Here is a 15,146-nt window from a genome sequence, read left to right on the forward strand (position 1 = left end):
ACCCCAACCCCAACCCCGGGCAAGTTCGTGGGGGGTTTCGGGGGGGCTCGGCCCCCCGGCAAAATAAAAGAGACGCCCTGTTTCTCCCCCCAAAGGGAGAAAACAAGACGCCCAAAGTCTCGTGGAGCTGAGGGGATTCGAACCCCTGACCCTCACACTGCCAGTGTGATGCGCTACCAGACTGCGCCACAGCCCCAACTGCTGTTCATTTATATCAGACCGAGTGAACCTCGGCGTGTCGCCCCCTGGCACCGTTACCGCCGCGCCTGGTGGGCTACTTCGGCAAGTGTACAGGCTCCGTGTCGGACTCCGTCGGGGCCCCCTGGCTTGGCAGGAGAGACTCGGACAGACCCGATCCGGCGATGCCGACCTTACCGGTCAGCAGCGGGCCCGCGTTGTGCTCGGCGAGCCGGTACCCGCCCTCGACGACGCGGAGGACCGACCAGCGGCAGTTCGCCAGCGGCCCGAAGTGCCACCACAGCTCCGGCGGCAGGCCGAGGATGCGGCCGATCAGCGAGCGGGCGGTGCCGCCGTGCAGCACGAACACGACGAGCCCGTCCGGCTCGGACGGCAGCCCTTCGGCGCGAACCTCGTCGAAGACCGCCCCGGCACGCCGGGCGACCTCGAGGTAGGTCTCCCCGCCGCCGCGGCGCACGTCCTCGCCGCGGCGCCAGGCGCGGTCCTCCGCGGGGAAGCGGACGGCCGCCTCGGCGCCGGTCAGCCCGGACCACGACCCGAGATCGATCTCGCGCAGCCGTGCGTCGGCCCGCCACGGCAGGTCGAGGCCGGCCGCGGTGTCCCGGCAGCGTTGCAGATCGGACGAGACGACCAGTTCCGGACGCATCGCCCGGATGATCGGGGCCACCGCGGCGACCTGGGCCCGCCCCGTGGCGTCGAGGGGCGGGTCCGCGTGCCCCTGGAAGCGACCGACGTCGTTCCAGGTGGTCCGGCCGTGCCGCCAGAGCAGCAGCCTCACAAGGCGTTCGCCGAACCACCGCCGAGCGAGCCGGCCGCGGAGGACGCCCCGGAGGCCGAGGCCGAGGTTGCGGCGCCGGCCGCGGCGCCGACGGTCGCGTCGGTGAACGGGATCACCGGGCAGTCCTTCCACAGCCGTTCCAGGGAGTAGAAGACGCGTTCCTCGTCCCGCTGGACGTGCACGACGACGTCGACGAAGTCGAGCAGGACCCAGTGGCCCTCCCGCTCCCCCTCGCGCCGGACGGGCTTGGCCCCGAGTGGGCGCAACTTCTCCTCGACCTCGTCGACGATGCCCTTGACCTGCCGCTCGTTGCCCGCGGAGGCGAGCACGAAGCAGTCAGTGATGGCGAGCCGCTCGCTCACGTCGAGGATGAGCAGGTCGTGGCCGAGCTTGTCGGCCGCCGCCTGCGCTGCGGCGAGGGCGAGTTCGACGGCTCGCGGGGAAGCGGTCACGCTGAGGGTCTCCAGGGTGGTGACGTCCGCGGGACGGCCGCCACCGGTCGGCCCGCGCACCACCCGGGGTCGGGCGGCTAAGTCCAGCGTGACACATCCCCGCCCGGGCAGTGCACCCATCAGGTCGGCGACGGCCCGAAAACCGTGATAACAGCGCACCGGGCACGGTTCGGGATGGTCCGGCAGCGGCCCCGGCGCCGGGTCAGGCCGGCGGCTGGTAGAGGTGCCGCTTGGCGATGTAGCGCACGACGCCGTCCGGCGTGAGATACCAGATCGGGGCGCCGCTCCCGACCCGCTTCCGAATGTCGGAGGACGAGATCGCCAGCGCCGGCACCTCCAGCAGGCTCACCGAGTCCGCCGGCAGCGCGGCGTCCAGGGCAAGCTGGTAGCCGGGGCGGCTGACCCCGACGAAGTGCGCCAGCCCGAAGAGCTCACGATGGTCACGCCAGGTGAAGATCTGGGCGAGCGCGTCGGCGCCGGTGATGAAGAACAGCTCGTCGTCCGGCCGGGCTCCGCGCAGGTCGCGCAGGGTGTCGATGGTGTAGGTCGCCCCGCCCCGGTCGATCTCGACCCGACTGACGGTGAACTGCGGATTCTCCGCGGTGGCGAGGAAGGTCATCAGGTAACGGTCCTCCGGGTCCGAGACCACGCGGTGGACCTTCTGCCAGGGCTGCCCGCTCGGCACGAACACGACCTCGTCGAGGTCGAACAGGGCGGCCACCTCGCTGGCAGCGACGAGGTGCCCGTTGTGAACGGGATCGAAGGTCCCACCCATCACACCGAGTCGCACGACGGGACAGTAACGCCGCAGGACCGGCACGCGCGCAGCCGGCGGCCGGACGGGAGATGTCCCACAAACCCGCCCACCAGCGGCCCACGGCGAGCCGGTGACCTCGGGACGCATCGCCCCCGGGACGCATCGACCCCGTGGGGGACGACCCGACTAGGCTGGCCGCAGGCCGCCGGGCCACCCTTGTTCCACCGCGAGGAGGCGCCGCCCATGCCGACCAGCCCGCGCGCGGGGCAGCCCGCCGCCCCCGAGGACCTCATCGACGTGGACGCCCTGCTCGCCGCGTATCACGATGTCCGTCCCGATCCCGCGGACCCCGCCCAGCGGGTGTCGTTCGGGACGTCCGGGCACCGTGGATCGGCGCTGCGCGGCTCCTTCAACGCCGACCACATTCTCGCCACCACCCAGGCGATCTGCGACTACCGGGCGGCGGCGGGCGTCGACGGGCCGCTGTTCCTGGGGATCGACACCCATGCCCTGTCCGCCCCGGCGCTGGCCACCGCCCTGGAGGTGCTCGTCGCGAACGGCGTGCCGGTGCGCATCGCCCCGGACGGCGAGGCAACGCCGACCCCGGTGATCTCGCACGCCATCCTGGGGCACAACCGCCACCTCGGCATCACCGCGGCGGGCGCCACAGCCGGGCGTGGCCTCGCCGACGGGATCGTGGTGACGCCGTCGCACAACCCGCCGGCCGACGGTGGCTTCAAGTACAACCCGACCCACGGCGGACCGGCCGGCACCGCCGCCACCAAGGTCATCCAGGATCGGGCGAACGCCCTGCTCGAGGCCGGTCTCGCCGGCGTCACCCGGGTACCCTACGCGCGGGCCCGCGCGGCGGCGGTGGTGCACGACTACGTCGGCGCGTACGTCGCCGACCTGGGCGACGTCGTCGACCTCGACGCGATCCGCGCCGCCGGCGTCCGCATCGGCGTCGATCCGCTCGGCGGCGCGAGCCTGGTCTACTGGCAGGCGCTCACCGAGCGGTACAAACTCGACCTCGAGGTCGTCAACACCGCCGTCGACCCGACGTTTGCGTTCATGACGACGGACTGGGACGGCAAGATCCGGATGGATCCGTCGTCGCCCTACGCGATGGCCTCTCTGCTGCGCCTCGCCGGGTCCTTCGACGTGGCGCTCGCCAACGACGCCGACGCCGACCGACACGGCATCGTCACCCCGGGCGCCGGGCTGCTGAACCCGAACCACTACCTGTCCGCGGCGATCGCCTACCTGTTCGGCCACCGTGCCGACTGGCCCGCGGGCACGGCGATCGGCAAGACCCTGGTGAGCTCCAGCATGATCGACCGGGTCGGTGCGGGCATCGGCCGCGGCGTCGTCGAGGTGCCGGTCGGCTTCAAGTGGTTCGTCGACGGGCTCACCGACGGCACCCTCGGCTTCGGCGGGGAGGAGAGCGCGGGCGCGTCGTTCCTGCGCCGCGGCGGCGGGGTGTGGACGACGGACAAGGACGGCCTCATCGCCTGCCTGCTCGCCGCGGAGATGACGGCGGTCACCGGCCGGGATCCCGGGGTGCTGTACGGGGAGCTGACCGAGCTGCACGGCGCGCCGTCGTACCGGCGGGTCGACGCCCCCGCCACGCCCGCGCAGAAGAAGATCCTGGCGGCCCTCACGCCGGCGAGCCTGAGCGCGGACACGCTGGCCGGCGCCCCGGTGACCGCCGCGCTGTCACATGCGCCCGGCAACGGCGCCGCGATCGGCGGGGTGAAGGTCGTCACCGACGACGCCTGGTTCGCGGCCCGCCCGTCCGGCACCGAGGACGTCTACAAGATCTACGCGGAGAGCTTCCGCGGCCCGCAGCACCTCGACGAGGTGATCACGCAGGCCCAGGCGATCGTCGACGCCGCCCTCACCCGCGGCTGACTCTCCGCATCCCGCCCATCTCCCCTACCCGGGCGACTACCGTGCAACGGTGCTCAGCGCACTCGTAGTGTGGATCCTTGGGGGGAGACCATGACAGCCTCACCCGAAAACGCCCCACCGGACGGCACGATTCCGGCATCGTCAGACGCGGGGGCCGGTGTGTCCGACGCCTTCACGCCCACGCCGACGAAACCGCACAATCCGGCCCTCGACGGGCTGCGGGCCATCGCGGTCCTGGCCGTCTTCGTCCATCACATGGGCCTGCTACCGGGCGGTTACCTGGGCGTCGACCTGTTCCTCGTCCTCAGCGGCTTTCTCATCACCGGCCTGCTCCTCGCCGAACACGACCGCACCGGGCGGATCTCGCTGCGCGCTTTCTGGGGGCGACGCGCATTCCGGCTGCTGCCCGCCTTCTACGTCTTCGCCGTTGTCGGCATACCGCTGGTACTGCTGCTCAAGGACCACAGCGATCAGGTGCAGTTCCTCTGGAACGGCCTGGCTTCGGTGTTCTACGTGGCGAACATTCAGCGGACGTTCAACCCGCCCGGCGGCGACTCGTGGTTCGGTCACACCTGGACTCTGTCCATGGAGGAGCAGTTCTACCTGCTCTGGCCGCTGGCGCTGGTGGTGATCTGCGGCCGTTCGCGGCTGCGACGCCGGCTGCCGACCCTGCTGATCAGCGCGATCCTGCTGGTGGTGAGCTGGCGGGAGATCCTCATCGTGGACGGTCAGGAAAACCTGCGGATCTACTTCGGGCCCGACGGTCGCGTCGACTCGCTGATGGTCGGCTGCCTACTCGGGGTGTGGCGGCATCAGGCCGTGGCGCCCCCGGCGCTGGGCTGGAGCGTACGCGGCCCCCGTCAGGCGGAGATCCTGCGCGACGTCGCCCGGCTGGGACCGGCGGCGCTGATGGCCCTGGTCGCCCTGTTCGTGTTCGGCCCGGACCTGCACGGCCGGCCGAACTGGCTGGCCTACGGGGGCTACACGGCGGTGGCCGCGATCGCCGCCGTCGCGGTCCTCGCCGCGGACCAGCAGCGCCCGACCTGGCTCGCCCGCTTCCTCGGCACCCGGGTGATGACCTGGATCGGCCGGATCTCCTACAGCTTCTACCTCTGGCACTTCCCGGTCACCGGGACGGCCCTGGACAAGCTGATGCCCCGGGTGGGGCGGGTGCCCGCGGCGGGCGTGGCACTCGTCATCAGCATGGGTCTGGCGAGCGCGTCGTACTACCTCGTCGAACGGCCGGTCCAGCGGCGTCGGCCCGCCTGGACGAACCCGGGAACGAGCCGCGTCCCGCGCCAGCGCACCGAGCGGCCCGCGGCCGCCGGCGTGACCGTTCCCGCCGTCAGCCTGACCGTCCCCGTCCCCGGCCCCGGCCCCGGCCTGCCGGCGAACGCCACCCCGGTGCCCGGCGTGCCCGGCGGCAGCGGGTCAGGCGGGTAGCAGGCGCTCGATGAAGTCCTGGAGCTGGTCGATGTTGCGGCATTCCACCATTTCGTCGACCAGCTCGGCGTAGACGTCGGTCGCCGAATCGCCGGAACCCCAGTAGGTGCGCGGCTCCGGGTTGAGCCAGTAGGAGTGCCGGGCCTGCGCGCACAGCCGCCGGAACACCGCCGCGGACGTCGACCGGTAGTTGTTCCGTGCGTCGCCGAGGATGAGCAGCGACGTCTTCGGCCCCACCGCCTCCGGGTACTTTTCGGCGAAGACCTCGATGGCGTGGCCGTAGTCGCTGTGCCCGTCGAAGAAGACCAGGTCGGCCTCGGCGGAGATCCGCGCCATCATGTCGCCGAGGTCGAGGCCGCGCAGGTAGCGGGTCACCTCGTCGGTGGTGTCGATGAAGGCGAACGCGCGGACCTTGGAGAACTGCTCGCGCAGCGCGTGCGTCAGCATCAGGGTGAAGTGCGCGAACGACGCCACCGAGCCGGAGACGTCGCACAGCACGACGAGCTCGGGTTTGTGCGGCTTGTGCGGGCGGTGCTTGGTGTCCACCGGCACGCCGCCGGTGGCCAGGGACGCCCGGACCGTGCGCCGAAAGTCCAGCCGACCGGTGCGGCCGAGGCGGCGCCGCGCGGTCAGCCGGGTCGCGAGGCGCCGCGCGAGCGGCTGGACCTGGCGGCGCAGCTCGACGAGGTCACGCTGGGAGGCGCGCAGGAACTCGACCTGGTCGCTGAGCGGCTTGACCGCGCTGCGCTCGACCGCCTCGATGCCGCGTTCCTCGGCCATCCGGCGCCGCACTTCCGCGCCGACCAGCTCCTCGAAATCGCGGATCCGATCGGTGATCGTCTGCCGGGCGGCCCGCTCGGCGAGGCCGCCGCGCTCGGAGTCGCCCAGCAACGCCGAGAGCAGGTCGGCGATGAGCGTCTCCGCGGACATCGCGCGCAGCACCCGGTACAGGAACCAGGAGCGGCCGGCGCTGCCCTGCGACGAGCCGAACGCGTTGACCGCCTTGCGGGCGAGCTGGCGCAGCGCCTCGTCGTCGCCGTCGCGCAACGCGTCGAGCAGCTCGTCGCGCAGCGCCTGCCGCAGCGCCGCCAGCTCCTCCGGCGTCAGATCGCCGGGTTCCAGCTCGCCGTCACCGGTGGCCGTCGGGTCGCCGGCGAGATCGTCCAGCGAGACACCGTCACCGATGCGCGGCGGGAAGTACAGATCGAACAGCGTGTCGAAGGCGGGCCGGTACACCGGCCGCTTGCACAGGGTCGCGGCGAACGAAGCCCGCACGGCGTCGCGGTCGGCCCAGCCCAGGGCCCCGACGGCGCGGGCTGCATCCACCGTCTCGGCGCTGCTGACCGGGACACCGGCCCGGCGCAGGGCGGCGGTGAACTCGACGGTGCGGTCCAGCAGGTTCATGCCGGCGCCCCCTTAGTTCGCGGTGAGCTTGAGGTGGCTGATGGCGCGGGCCTGGTCGCTGGCGTGCTTGAGCACCACGCCGAGGGTGGAGGCGACGGCCGCCTCGTCGAAGGTGTCGAACCCGAGCGCGAGCACCGTGTGCGCCCAGTCGATCGTCTCGGCGATGGACGGCGCCTTCTTCAGCTCCATCGCACGCAGCGCACGCACGATCCGGACCAGCGACTCGGCGTGCCTCTCCGGCAGGTCCGGTACCCGGGAGAGCACGATCTCCTTCTCCCGCTCCGCCGAGGGATAGTCCAGGTTGAGGTACAGGCAGCGCCGCTTGAGTGCCTCGGAGAGCTCCCGGGTCGCGTTCGAGGTGAGGATGACGAACGGGCGCTGGGTCGCGCTGATCGTCCCGAGCTCGGGAATCGTCACCTGGAAGTCCGACAGCACCTCCAGCAGCAGGCCCTCCACCTCGACGTCGGTCTTGTCGGTCTCGTCGATGAGCAGGACCGTCGGCTCCTCGCGACGGATCGCCGTCAGCAACGGCCGGGACAGCAGGAACTCTTCGCTGAAGATGTCGTCGTGGGCCTGCTGCCAGCCCTGCGCGCCTGCGTCGCCGGAACCCGCCTGGATGCGCAGCAACTGCTTCTTGTAGTTCCATTCGTACAGCGCGCGGGCCTCGTCGAGACCCTCGTAGCACTGCAGGCGGATCAGCTCGGCGCCGACGGCGGTGGCCAGGGCCTTGGCAAGCTCGGTCTTCCCGACGCCGGCCGGCCCCTCCACGAGCAGCGGCTTACGCAGCCGGTCGGCGAGGAAGACCGTGGTGGCAATCGCATCGTCCGCGAGGTACCCGGTCCCGCGGAGGCGTTCCCGCACGTCCGCGACGTCGGCGAAAGCGTGTTCCTGAAGCGACATGGCCACCTTCCGTCCCAGTGTCAAGCATCGCCACGTCCATAGTGCCAGGATGAAGCCGCAGACGAGCGGTTACGACCCGTCTGCGGCTCTGGTCCGAGCCTGGGTGGGCGAGGCCGCGGTGCGCACCGGGATCCGGCGGCGCCGGCCACCGCTCGGTGCCGGTCAGCTCACGAGATGGCCGTCGCCGACGCCGACCCACGTGGTCGAGGTCAGCTCGGGCAGGCCCATCGGCCCCCGGGCGTGCAGCTTCTGGGTGGAGATGCCGATCTCGGCGCCCATCCCGAACCGCTCGCCGTCGGTGAACCGGGTCGAGGCGTTCACCATCACCGCCGCCGAGTCGCACGTCGTGATGAAGCGTCGGGAGGCGCTCAGCGAGCGGGTGACGATCGCCTCGGTGTGCCCACTGCCCCAGCGGCGGATGTGTGCCACCGCATCGTCGAGCGAGTCGACGACACGGACGGCCATGTCCAGCGACAGGTACTCGGCCGCCCAGTCGTCGTCGGTGGCGGGCACGGCCCGCTGGTCCACCGCGCACACGGCCTCGTCGCCGTGCACGGCGACGCCCGCGTCGTGCAGCGCGGCCAGGACCCGCGGCAGGAACCGCTCCGCCACCGCGCGGTGCACCAGCAGCGTCTCCGCCGAGTTGCAGACCGAGACCCGGTGGGTCTTGGCGTTGACGGTGATCGCGAGCGCCTGGTCAAGATCCGCGTCGACGTCGACGTAGACGTGGCAGTTGCCGACCCCGGTCTCGATGACCGGCACGGTCGACTCCTCCACCACCGCCCGGATGAGCCCGGCCCCGCCGCGGGGGATGAGCACGTCGACGAGGCCCCGCAGCCGCATCAGGTGCTTCACGGAGTCGTGATCAAGACCGGGGACGAGCTGGACCGCGTCGGCCGGCAGACCGCCCGCCGCGGCGACGTCGCGCAGGACCTCCACCAGGGCGGTGTTGGACCGGACCGCCGACGCGCTGCCACGCAGCAGCACCGCGTTGCCGCTTTTGAGGCACAGCCCCGCGGCGTCCACGGTGACGTTCGGCCGCGCCTCGTAGATGATCCCCACGACGCCGAGCGGGACGCGGACCTGACGCAGTTCCATGCCGTTGGGCAGCAGCCGCCCGCGCACGACCTCGCCGACCGGGTCGTCCAGCACGGCGACCTGCCGCAGCCCGTCGGCCATGCCCACCAGGCGGGCCGGGGTGAGGGTGAGCCGGTCGACCATCGCGCCGGGAGTTCCCGCCGCCTGCGCGGCCGCGACGTCCTCGGCGTTGGCCGCGAGGATCTCCGCGGACCGGGCGAGAAGCGCCTCGGCCATCGCGAGCAGCACCCGGTCCTTCTCACCGCGGCTGACCGGGGCCAGCAGGGCCGCCGCCGCCTTCGCGCGCACTGCTACGTCTCGGACAGCCTCCGCAGAGGTGATCATTTCGGGATCCTCCGTAAGTGCGGGCGCCGCGGCGCAACCCACCCTGCTGAGGCTACCGGCGCCGGGCGGCACCCGCGTCCGGTCCGTGCGGACCGGACGCGGACCGGGGGACGAATCGGGCGTTCTGGCGGCACAACGGCACCTTTCACGACCACGGCGGACCCCCGTGCCAATCGGGCGTGGGCGCCTGCCTACCGTGCTCGCATGCTCGCCCTGCACACCTCCGACTGGCATCTCGGCCGTGGCCTGCACGGCCATGACCTGTTGCCGGCCCAGGCCGCGTTCGTCGACCACCTCGTCGAGGTCGTCCGGGCGGAGTCCGTCGACGTGGTCCTCATCAGTGGCGACGTGCACGATCGCGCCATCCCACCGGTGCGCGCGCTGGAACTGTTCGACGAGGCGCTGTCGCGGCTGCGGGACGCGGGCACCCGGGTCGTGGCCATCAGCGGCAACCACGACGCCGCCCGCCGCCTCGGCGACAAGTCCGGCCTGCTCGACCCGCGAATCCGGATCAGGACCGACCCGGCCGCGGTGGGCGTCCCTGTCGTCGTCGAGGACGCCGACGGCCCCGTACGGATCTACGCGATCCCCTATCTGGAGCCGGCGACCGCGAACACCCTGCTGCCCGGCCCGGACCCCGCCGGCCCGGACCCGGGTGGCCCGGACCCGGGTGGCCCGGACCCGGGTGGCGGCCGAGACCCGGCCGGCGCGACGTCGTTCTCGCAGGCGGCGACGATGCGCCGGGCGATGCGCGCCGTGCGGGTCGACCTCGACGGCCACCCGGGCGCCCGCAGCGTCGTCCTCGCGCATGCCTGGGTCACCGGCGGTGCGGGCAGCGACAGCGAACGCGACATCTCCGTCGGTGGGGTCGGCAACGTGCCGTCGAGCCTGTTCGACGGCATCACGTACACCGCGCTCGGTCACCTGCACCGCCCGCAGGTGATCACGCCCGCCGTGCGTTACAGCGGCTCGCCGATGGCCTTCTCCTTCTCGGAGGCCGCCGACCGCAAGACCTCCCTGCTGGTGGACATCGGCCGCGACGGGATCCGGGCGGTGCGCGGCGTGGCGGTGCCCACCGAACGACGGATGGCGGTGCTGCGCGGCACCCTGAACGAGCTGCTGACCGCCGCGAGGTTCGCCGCCCACGAAGGGGACTTCGTCTCGGCGGTGCTGACCGATCCGGTCCGGCCGGGCGACGCGATGGCGACGCTGCAGCGGCGGTTCCCCCACGCCCTGCGTCTCGCCCACGAACCACCCGCCGGCGCGGGCGACGACCGCAGCTTCGGCGAACGGACCCGAGGCCGGACCGACCTGGAGATCGCCACGGCGTTCGTGGCCCATGTGCGCGACGATCCGTCGCCGCGGGAACGGGCGCTGCTCACCGACGCGCTCGACGCGGCCCGGATCGCCGAGGAGGCGGCCTGATGCGGCCCCACCGGCTGCACCTGGAGGCGTTCGGGGCCTTTCCCGGCCAGGCCAACGTCGATTTCGACCGGGTAAGCGGCGGCGGCCTGCTGCTGCTGTGCGGCGAGACCGGCGGCGGCAAGACGACGCTGCTCGACGCCATCGGCTTCGCCCTGTTCGGCGAGGTACCCGGCATGCGCGGAAAGATCGCCGGCGGTCCCGACCTGCGTTCCCACCACGCCGACGCCTCCGCCCGGCCGGAGGTGAGCCTGGAGTTCTCGGTCTCGGCCGGACGCTTCCGGGTCACCCGCAGCCCGGCATGGGACCGACCGAAGCGCGGCGGCGGCACCACCCGGTCCCACCCCACCGCCCGGCTGGACCGGCACACCGGCGACGGCTGGGACACCATCGCCACCCGGCCGCAGGACGTCGGGCATGAGATCGGCCTGCTGCTGGGGCTGACCCACGACCAGTTCTTCCAGGTCATCATGCTGCCGCAGGGACGGTTCGCCGACTTCCTCCAGGCCGGGCACGACGAGCGGGAGAAGCTGCTCAAGACGCTGTTCCACGTCAGCCGCTTCGAGTTCACCGAGCAGTGGCTGCGCGACCGGGCCAGGACCAGCCGCGACGGGCTGGCGGACGCCACGGCCGAGCTCGGCCGGGTGGCCGCGCGCATCGCCCAGGCCGCCGGGGTGGCCGAGCCCGCCGACCCCGCCGATCCGGCGGCCGATCCCGACTGGGCCACCGCGCTGACCCACCAGGCGGCCGCGGCGGCAGCCACGGCCGAGGCGGCCCACCAGGTCGCCGGTCAGGCCCGCAGCGCCGCCGACGCCGCGCTCGCCGACGCCCGCGAGCTCGTCCGCCGCATCGATCGACGCCGGACACTCACCGCGCGACGCGACGAGCTGGACGATCGCCTCGTCGCCGTCGACCTGCTCGCCGCCGACGCCGATGCGGCTCGGCGGGCCGCGGTCGTCACCCCCGCGCTGACCGAGCTGCGCCGACGCACCACGACCGCCCAGCAGACCCGGGCGGCGGCAGACGCAGCCCGCCAACGCCTGGCCGCGCACCCCACCGGCCTGCTGCCCACCGACCTGCTGCCCACCGACCAGGGCGACAGCCCCAGCGAACCTCCCGGCGTCGAGGAGCTCGCCAGCCTCATCCGGCTCGCCCACGTCGAGGTCGGCCGGCTGGAGGGACTGGCGCGGACCCTGGCGGAGGCCGGGGACGACGACCAGGCCGCGCAGGAAGCCGAGAGCGAGACCGAGGAGCATCGGCGCGGCGCCGAGGCACTCCTGTGCCGCCTCGCAGACGAGCTACCGGCGGTCCGGGCGGCGGCCGAGTCCCGAGTCGCGGCCGCCCGCCAGGCCGGCGCCGCTCTGCCGGCCCTGACCGAACGTGCTCGGTGGACGCGGGAGCTGGCCGGCGCGGTCACCGACCAGCACCGCGCCCACGCCGACGCCGACGCCGCCGGCGACCGCGCCCGCGCCGCCCGCGCGCACGCCGGGGACGTGCGCCGGCAGCGCTTCGACGCGATCACCGCGGAACTCGCCGCAGCGCTCGTCGACGACACGCCATGTCCGGTGTGCGGGGCGTTCGAGCACCCCGATCCGGCGGAGGTCCGCGCCGATCATGTGAGCAAGGAGGAGGAGACCGCCGCCGAGCAGGAGGCGGACCGGCTCGCCACCGCGGCGGCCGACGCCCTGCGCACCGCCGACCGGTGGGAGACGCGGATCCGCACGCTGCATGCCGAGCTGGCCCGCGAGCCCTCCGGCCTATCGGACACGGCGCACACGGCGGACACGGCAAATCCGGACACCGACGCATTGGCGCAGGTACGGCGAATCGATCTTGCGGGACTACTCGACGACCGGGCGCCCTCGTCGGCGCGCGGGCTCGAGGAGCTCGCCGCCGACGTGGACGAACTGGCCGCCGCCCGCGCCCTGCTCGCCGCGGACCTGACCCCCGCCGAAGCCGCCCTGCTCGCCGCGTACGACGGAGAGAAGGACGCCGCCGCCAGGCTGGCCGCGGCGCGGTCCAGCGAGCAGGCGGCCCGGCTGCGCGCGGCGCAGCTGCGCCGGACCGCCGCGACCCGCCTCGCGGCGGTCCCCACCTACCTGCGCGAAGCCGGGGCACTGGCGGCCCGGCTCGACGCGGTGACGGAACTCGCCGCCGACCAGCAGGCCACCCACGACGCGGAGCAGGCCGCCGAGCGGGCCCGCGCCGAACATGTGCGGGCCGGCCTCACCGCACTCGACCTCGTCCGCCAGGCCGGCTTCACCGATCTCGACGACGCCGCCGCGGCCGGTCGCGACGACGACTGGCTTCGGACCGCCGAGCAGGAGGTCCAGGCGCACCGGGACGAGACGACCGCGGTCGCCGCGGCGCTGGCCGACGACGATGTCGCCGTCGACCCCGACACCGCAGTCCCCCTCGCCGAGCACGAGGCGACCGCCGAGGCGGCTCGGCAGGCGCACGAGTCGGCCGTCGCGGCGCTCGCCCGCACGAGCGAGCGGGCCACCGAACTCGCCGCCCTCCACACCGCCTTCACCGCGCACCTCACCGCGTTGGGTCCCCTGCGCGCCCAGGCCGACGAGCTGCACCAGCTGGCCGAACTCGCCGCCGGCCGCGGCGGCAACACCGAGGGCATGCCACTGTCGAGCTTCGTGCTCGCGGCCCGGCTGGAGGAGGTGGCGATCGCGGCGAGCCGGCGGCTGGCCGCGATGAGCGGCGGCCGGTTCACCCTCGTCCACGACACCGGGGAGCGGCGCGACCGGCGGCGGCGGGCGGGGCTGGGCCTGCTCGTCGAGGACGCGTGGACGGGCCGTCGACGCAACACCGGGACGCTGTCCGGCGGCGAGACCTTCCAGGCCGCGCTGTCGCTGGCCCTCGGGCTCGCCGACGTCGTGACCGCCGAGGCCGGCGGGCGGCGGATGGACGCGCTGTTCATCGACGAGGGCTTCGGGACCCTGGATCCCGACAGCCTGGACGAGGTGATGGGCGTCCTCGACGAGCTTCGCTCCGGCGGACGGCTCGTCGGAGTCGTCAGCCACGTCGCCGACCTGCGCCAGCGCATCCCGAACCAGATCCGGGTCAGCAAGGGCACGAACGGCAGCCGCGTCGAGACCGCCCCCTGAGCGGTCCGGCCCGCCCGGCCCCGACGGCGCGACGCGGGAGTCAGCGGGTCGGCAGCAGCAGGACGAGGTCGTCCCGGTGCACGATCTCCCGTTCGTAGGAGGGGCCGAGTTCGGCGGCGAGTTCCGCGGTGGACCGGCCCAGCATCGCCGGCAGCTCCGCCGCGTCGAACGCCACCAGCCCCCTGGCCACCGGGCGACCGTCGGGATCGACGAGATCCACCGGGTCGCCCGCGGCGAAGTCGCCCTCGACGCCGGTGACCCCGGCGGGCAGCAACGACGCCCGCCGCCGCACGACCGCCGCGACGGCGCCGTCGTCCAGGCGTAGCTGCCCCTCCGGCGCGGTGGCGTGGGCCAGCCACAGCAGCCGGGAGGCCCGGCGCGGTCCGGTGGGATGGAACACCGTCCCGACCTCCTCGCCGCGCAGCACAGGCGCCGCGTTCGCCGCCGAGGTGATGATCGCGCTGACCCCCCCGGACGCGGCCATGCGGGCTGCCTCGATCTTGGTCGCCATGCCGCCGACGCCGACCCCGGCCGCGCCCGTCCCACGGGCGGTGAGCCCGGCGAGATCCGCGTCCGAGCGGACCTCGCGCAGCAGGTTCGCCGGCCCGTGGCGGGGGTTGGCGTCGTAGAGACCGTCCACGTCCGACAGCAGCACCAGCAGGTCCGCGGACACCAGGTGGGCGACGATCGCGGCGAGGCGGTCGTTGTCACCGAAGCGGATCTCCTGGGTCGCCACCGCGTCGTTCTCGTTGACGATCGGAACGACGCCGAGTTCGAGCAGCCGGTCGAGCGCGGTACGCGCGTTGCGGTAGTGGGTGCGGCGGATGACGTCGGTGGCGGTGAGCAGCACCTGGCCGACGCGGAAGCCCGCCCGGCCGAACGCCGCGGCGTAGCTGTGCACCAGCGAACTCTGCCCCACGCTGGCCGCGGCCTGCTGGGTGGCGAGGTCACGCGGCCGGCGGGCCAGCCCGAGTGGGGCGAGACCGGCGGCGATCGCCCCGGAGGAGACGAGCACGAGCTGCCCGGCCCTGGGCAGCAGCGCGGAAACAAGGCTGTCCAGCCGGGCGACGTCGAGACCGCCCGCGGCCGTCGTCAGCGACGACGACCCGACCTTGACGACGACACGCTGCGCATCGGCGACGAACGCCCGCATGTGGCGCCCCTACGCGTCCGTGTCGACGGCGCCGCCGGTGCGGGCGTCGGCGCCCGCGGCGTCGGAGTCCGCCAGGCGGGACCGCCGCGCCCGGGCCATGCGCTCGGCCCGGGTGAGCCGGACGGAACCGCTCAGCCGGTCGTCGCTGCCGCGCGGGCCGAGGGAGGCTGGGGCCGCTGCGACAGCC

Annotated in this window: 11 protein-coding genes and 1 tRNA gene; 4 read left to right on the forward strand and 8 right to left on the reverse strand. The window is 73.5% G+C overall.

Annotated features, from left to right (window positions below):
- Window positions 1–122: 122 nt before the first annotated feature.
- The 4 genes from NBZ85_RS15440 to nadD form a co-directional block, all read right to left on the reverse strand.
- Window positions 123–196, reverse strand: a tRNA-Ala gene (locus NBZ85_RS15440).
- Window positions 197–274: 78 nt separating this feature from the next.
- Window positions 275–976 carry a histidine phosphatase family protein gene (locus NBZ85_RS15445; protein WP_261556678.1) on the reverse strand — a complete coding sequence of 234 codons (702 nt, stop codon included), beginning with the start codon at window positions 974–976 and terminating at the stop codon, window positions 275–277.
- Entirely contained in the window at window positions 973–1,428 is a 456-nt protein-coding gene (gene rsfS, locus NBZ85_RS15450; RefSeq protein WP_261556681.1) for a ribosome silencing factor, read from the reverse strand. Before rsfS ends, NBZ85_RS15445 begins: the two co-directional genes overlap by 4 nt.
- Window positions 1,429–1,630: 202 nt before the next feature.
- Entirely contained in the window at window positions 1,631–2,218 is a 588-nt protein-coding gene (gene nadD / locus NBZ85_RS15455; protein ID WP_368861386.1) for a nicotinate-nucleotide adenylyltransferase, read from the reverse strand.
- A 210-nt stretch (window positions 2,219–2,428) separates the two neighbouring features.
- On the opposite strand from nadD, the gene pgm reads away from it, so the two are divergent.
- Window positions 2,429–4,096, forward strand: a complete 1,668-nt coding sequence (gene pgm / locus NBZ85_RS15460; protein WP_261556677.1) for a phosphoglucomutase (alpha-D-glucose-1,6-bisphosphate-dependent) — start codon at window positions 2,429–2,431, stop codon at window positions 4,094–4,096.
- A 159-nt stretch (window positions 4,097–4,255) separates the two neighbouring features.
- Window positions 4,256–5,539, forward strand: a complete 1,284-nt coding sequence (locus NBZ85_RS15465) for an acyltransferase family protein (protein ID WP_261556676.1) — start codon at window positions 4,256–4,258, stop codon at window positions 5,537–5,539.
- Here NBZ85_RS15465 and NBZ85_RS15470 read toward each other — a convergent pair.
- From NBZ85_RS15470 to NBZ85_RS15480, 3 genes are all read right to left on the reverse strand, one after another.
- Window positions 5,528–6,943, reverse strand: coding sequence for a vWA domain-containing protein (locus tag NBZ85_RS15470; RefSeq protein WP_261556675.1), 1,416 nt, complete (start codon window positions 6,941–6,943; stop codon window positions 5,528–5,530). The two genes, NBZ85_RS15465 and NBZ85_RS15470, sit on opposite strands and share 12 nt — an antisense overlap.
- A 12-nt stretch (window positions 6,944–6,955) precedes the next feature.
- The gene (locus NBZ85_RS15475) at window positions 6,956–7,843 is read right to left on the reverse strand and encodes an AAA family ATPase (RefSeq protein ID WP_261556674.1); all 888 of its coding nucleotides are present in this window, start codon (window positions 7,841–7,843) and stop codon (window positions 6,956–6,958) included.
- 162 nt (window positions 7,844–8,005) lie between these two features.
- Window positions 8,006–9,265: a glutamate-5-semialdehyde dehydrogenase gene (locus NBZ85_RS15480; protein ID WP_261556673.1), complete on the reverse strand. Its 1,260-nt coding sequence runs from the start codon at window positions 9,263–9,265 to the stop codon at window positions 8,006–8,008.
- A 204-nt stretch (window positions 9,266–9,469) separates the two neighbouring features.
- Here NBZ85_RS15480 and NBZ85_RS15485 point away from each other — a divergent pair, with 204 nt between their 5' ends.
- Together NBZ85_RS15485 and NBZ85_RS15490 are read left to right on the forward strand one after the other, a co-directional pair.
- Entirely contained in the window at window positions 9,470–10,690 is a 1,221-nt protein-coding gene (locus NBZ85_RS15485) for an exonuclease SbcCD subunit D (protein WP_261562106.1), read from the forward strand.
- The gene (locus NBZ85_RS15490) at window positions 10,690–13,806 is read left to right on the forward strand and encodes an AAA family ATPase (RefSeq protein WP_261556671.1); all 3,117 of its coding nucleotides are present in this window, start codon (window positions 10,690–10,692) and stop codon (window positions 13,804–13,806) included. Before NBZ85_RS15485 ends, NBZ85_RS15490 begins: the two co-directional genes overlap by 1 nt.
- A 40-nt stretch (window positions 13,807–13,846) precedes the next feature.
- Here the strand turns inward: NBZ85_RS15490 and proB are convergent, their stop codons facing one another.
- A complete protein-coding gene (gene proB / locus NBZ85_RS15495) occupies window positions 13,847–14,959 on the reverse strand; it encodes a glutamate 5-kinase (RefSeq protein ID WP_261556670.1) in 1,113 nt (370 codons plus the stop codon).
- Window positions 14,960–15,146 lie beyond the last annotated feature (187 nt).

It is taken from the genome of Frankia tisae (genome assembly GCF_025403405.1).
GTDB classification, from domain to species: domain Bacteria; phylum Actinomycetota; class Actinomycetes; order Frankiales; family Frankiaceae; genus Frankia; species Frankia tisai.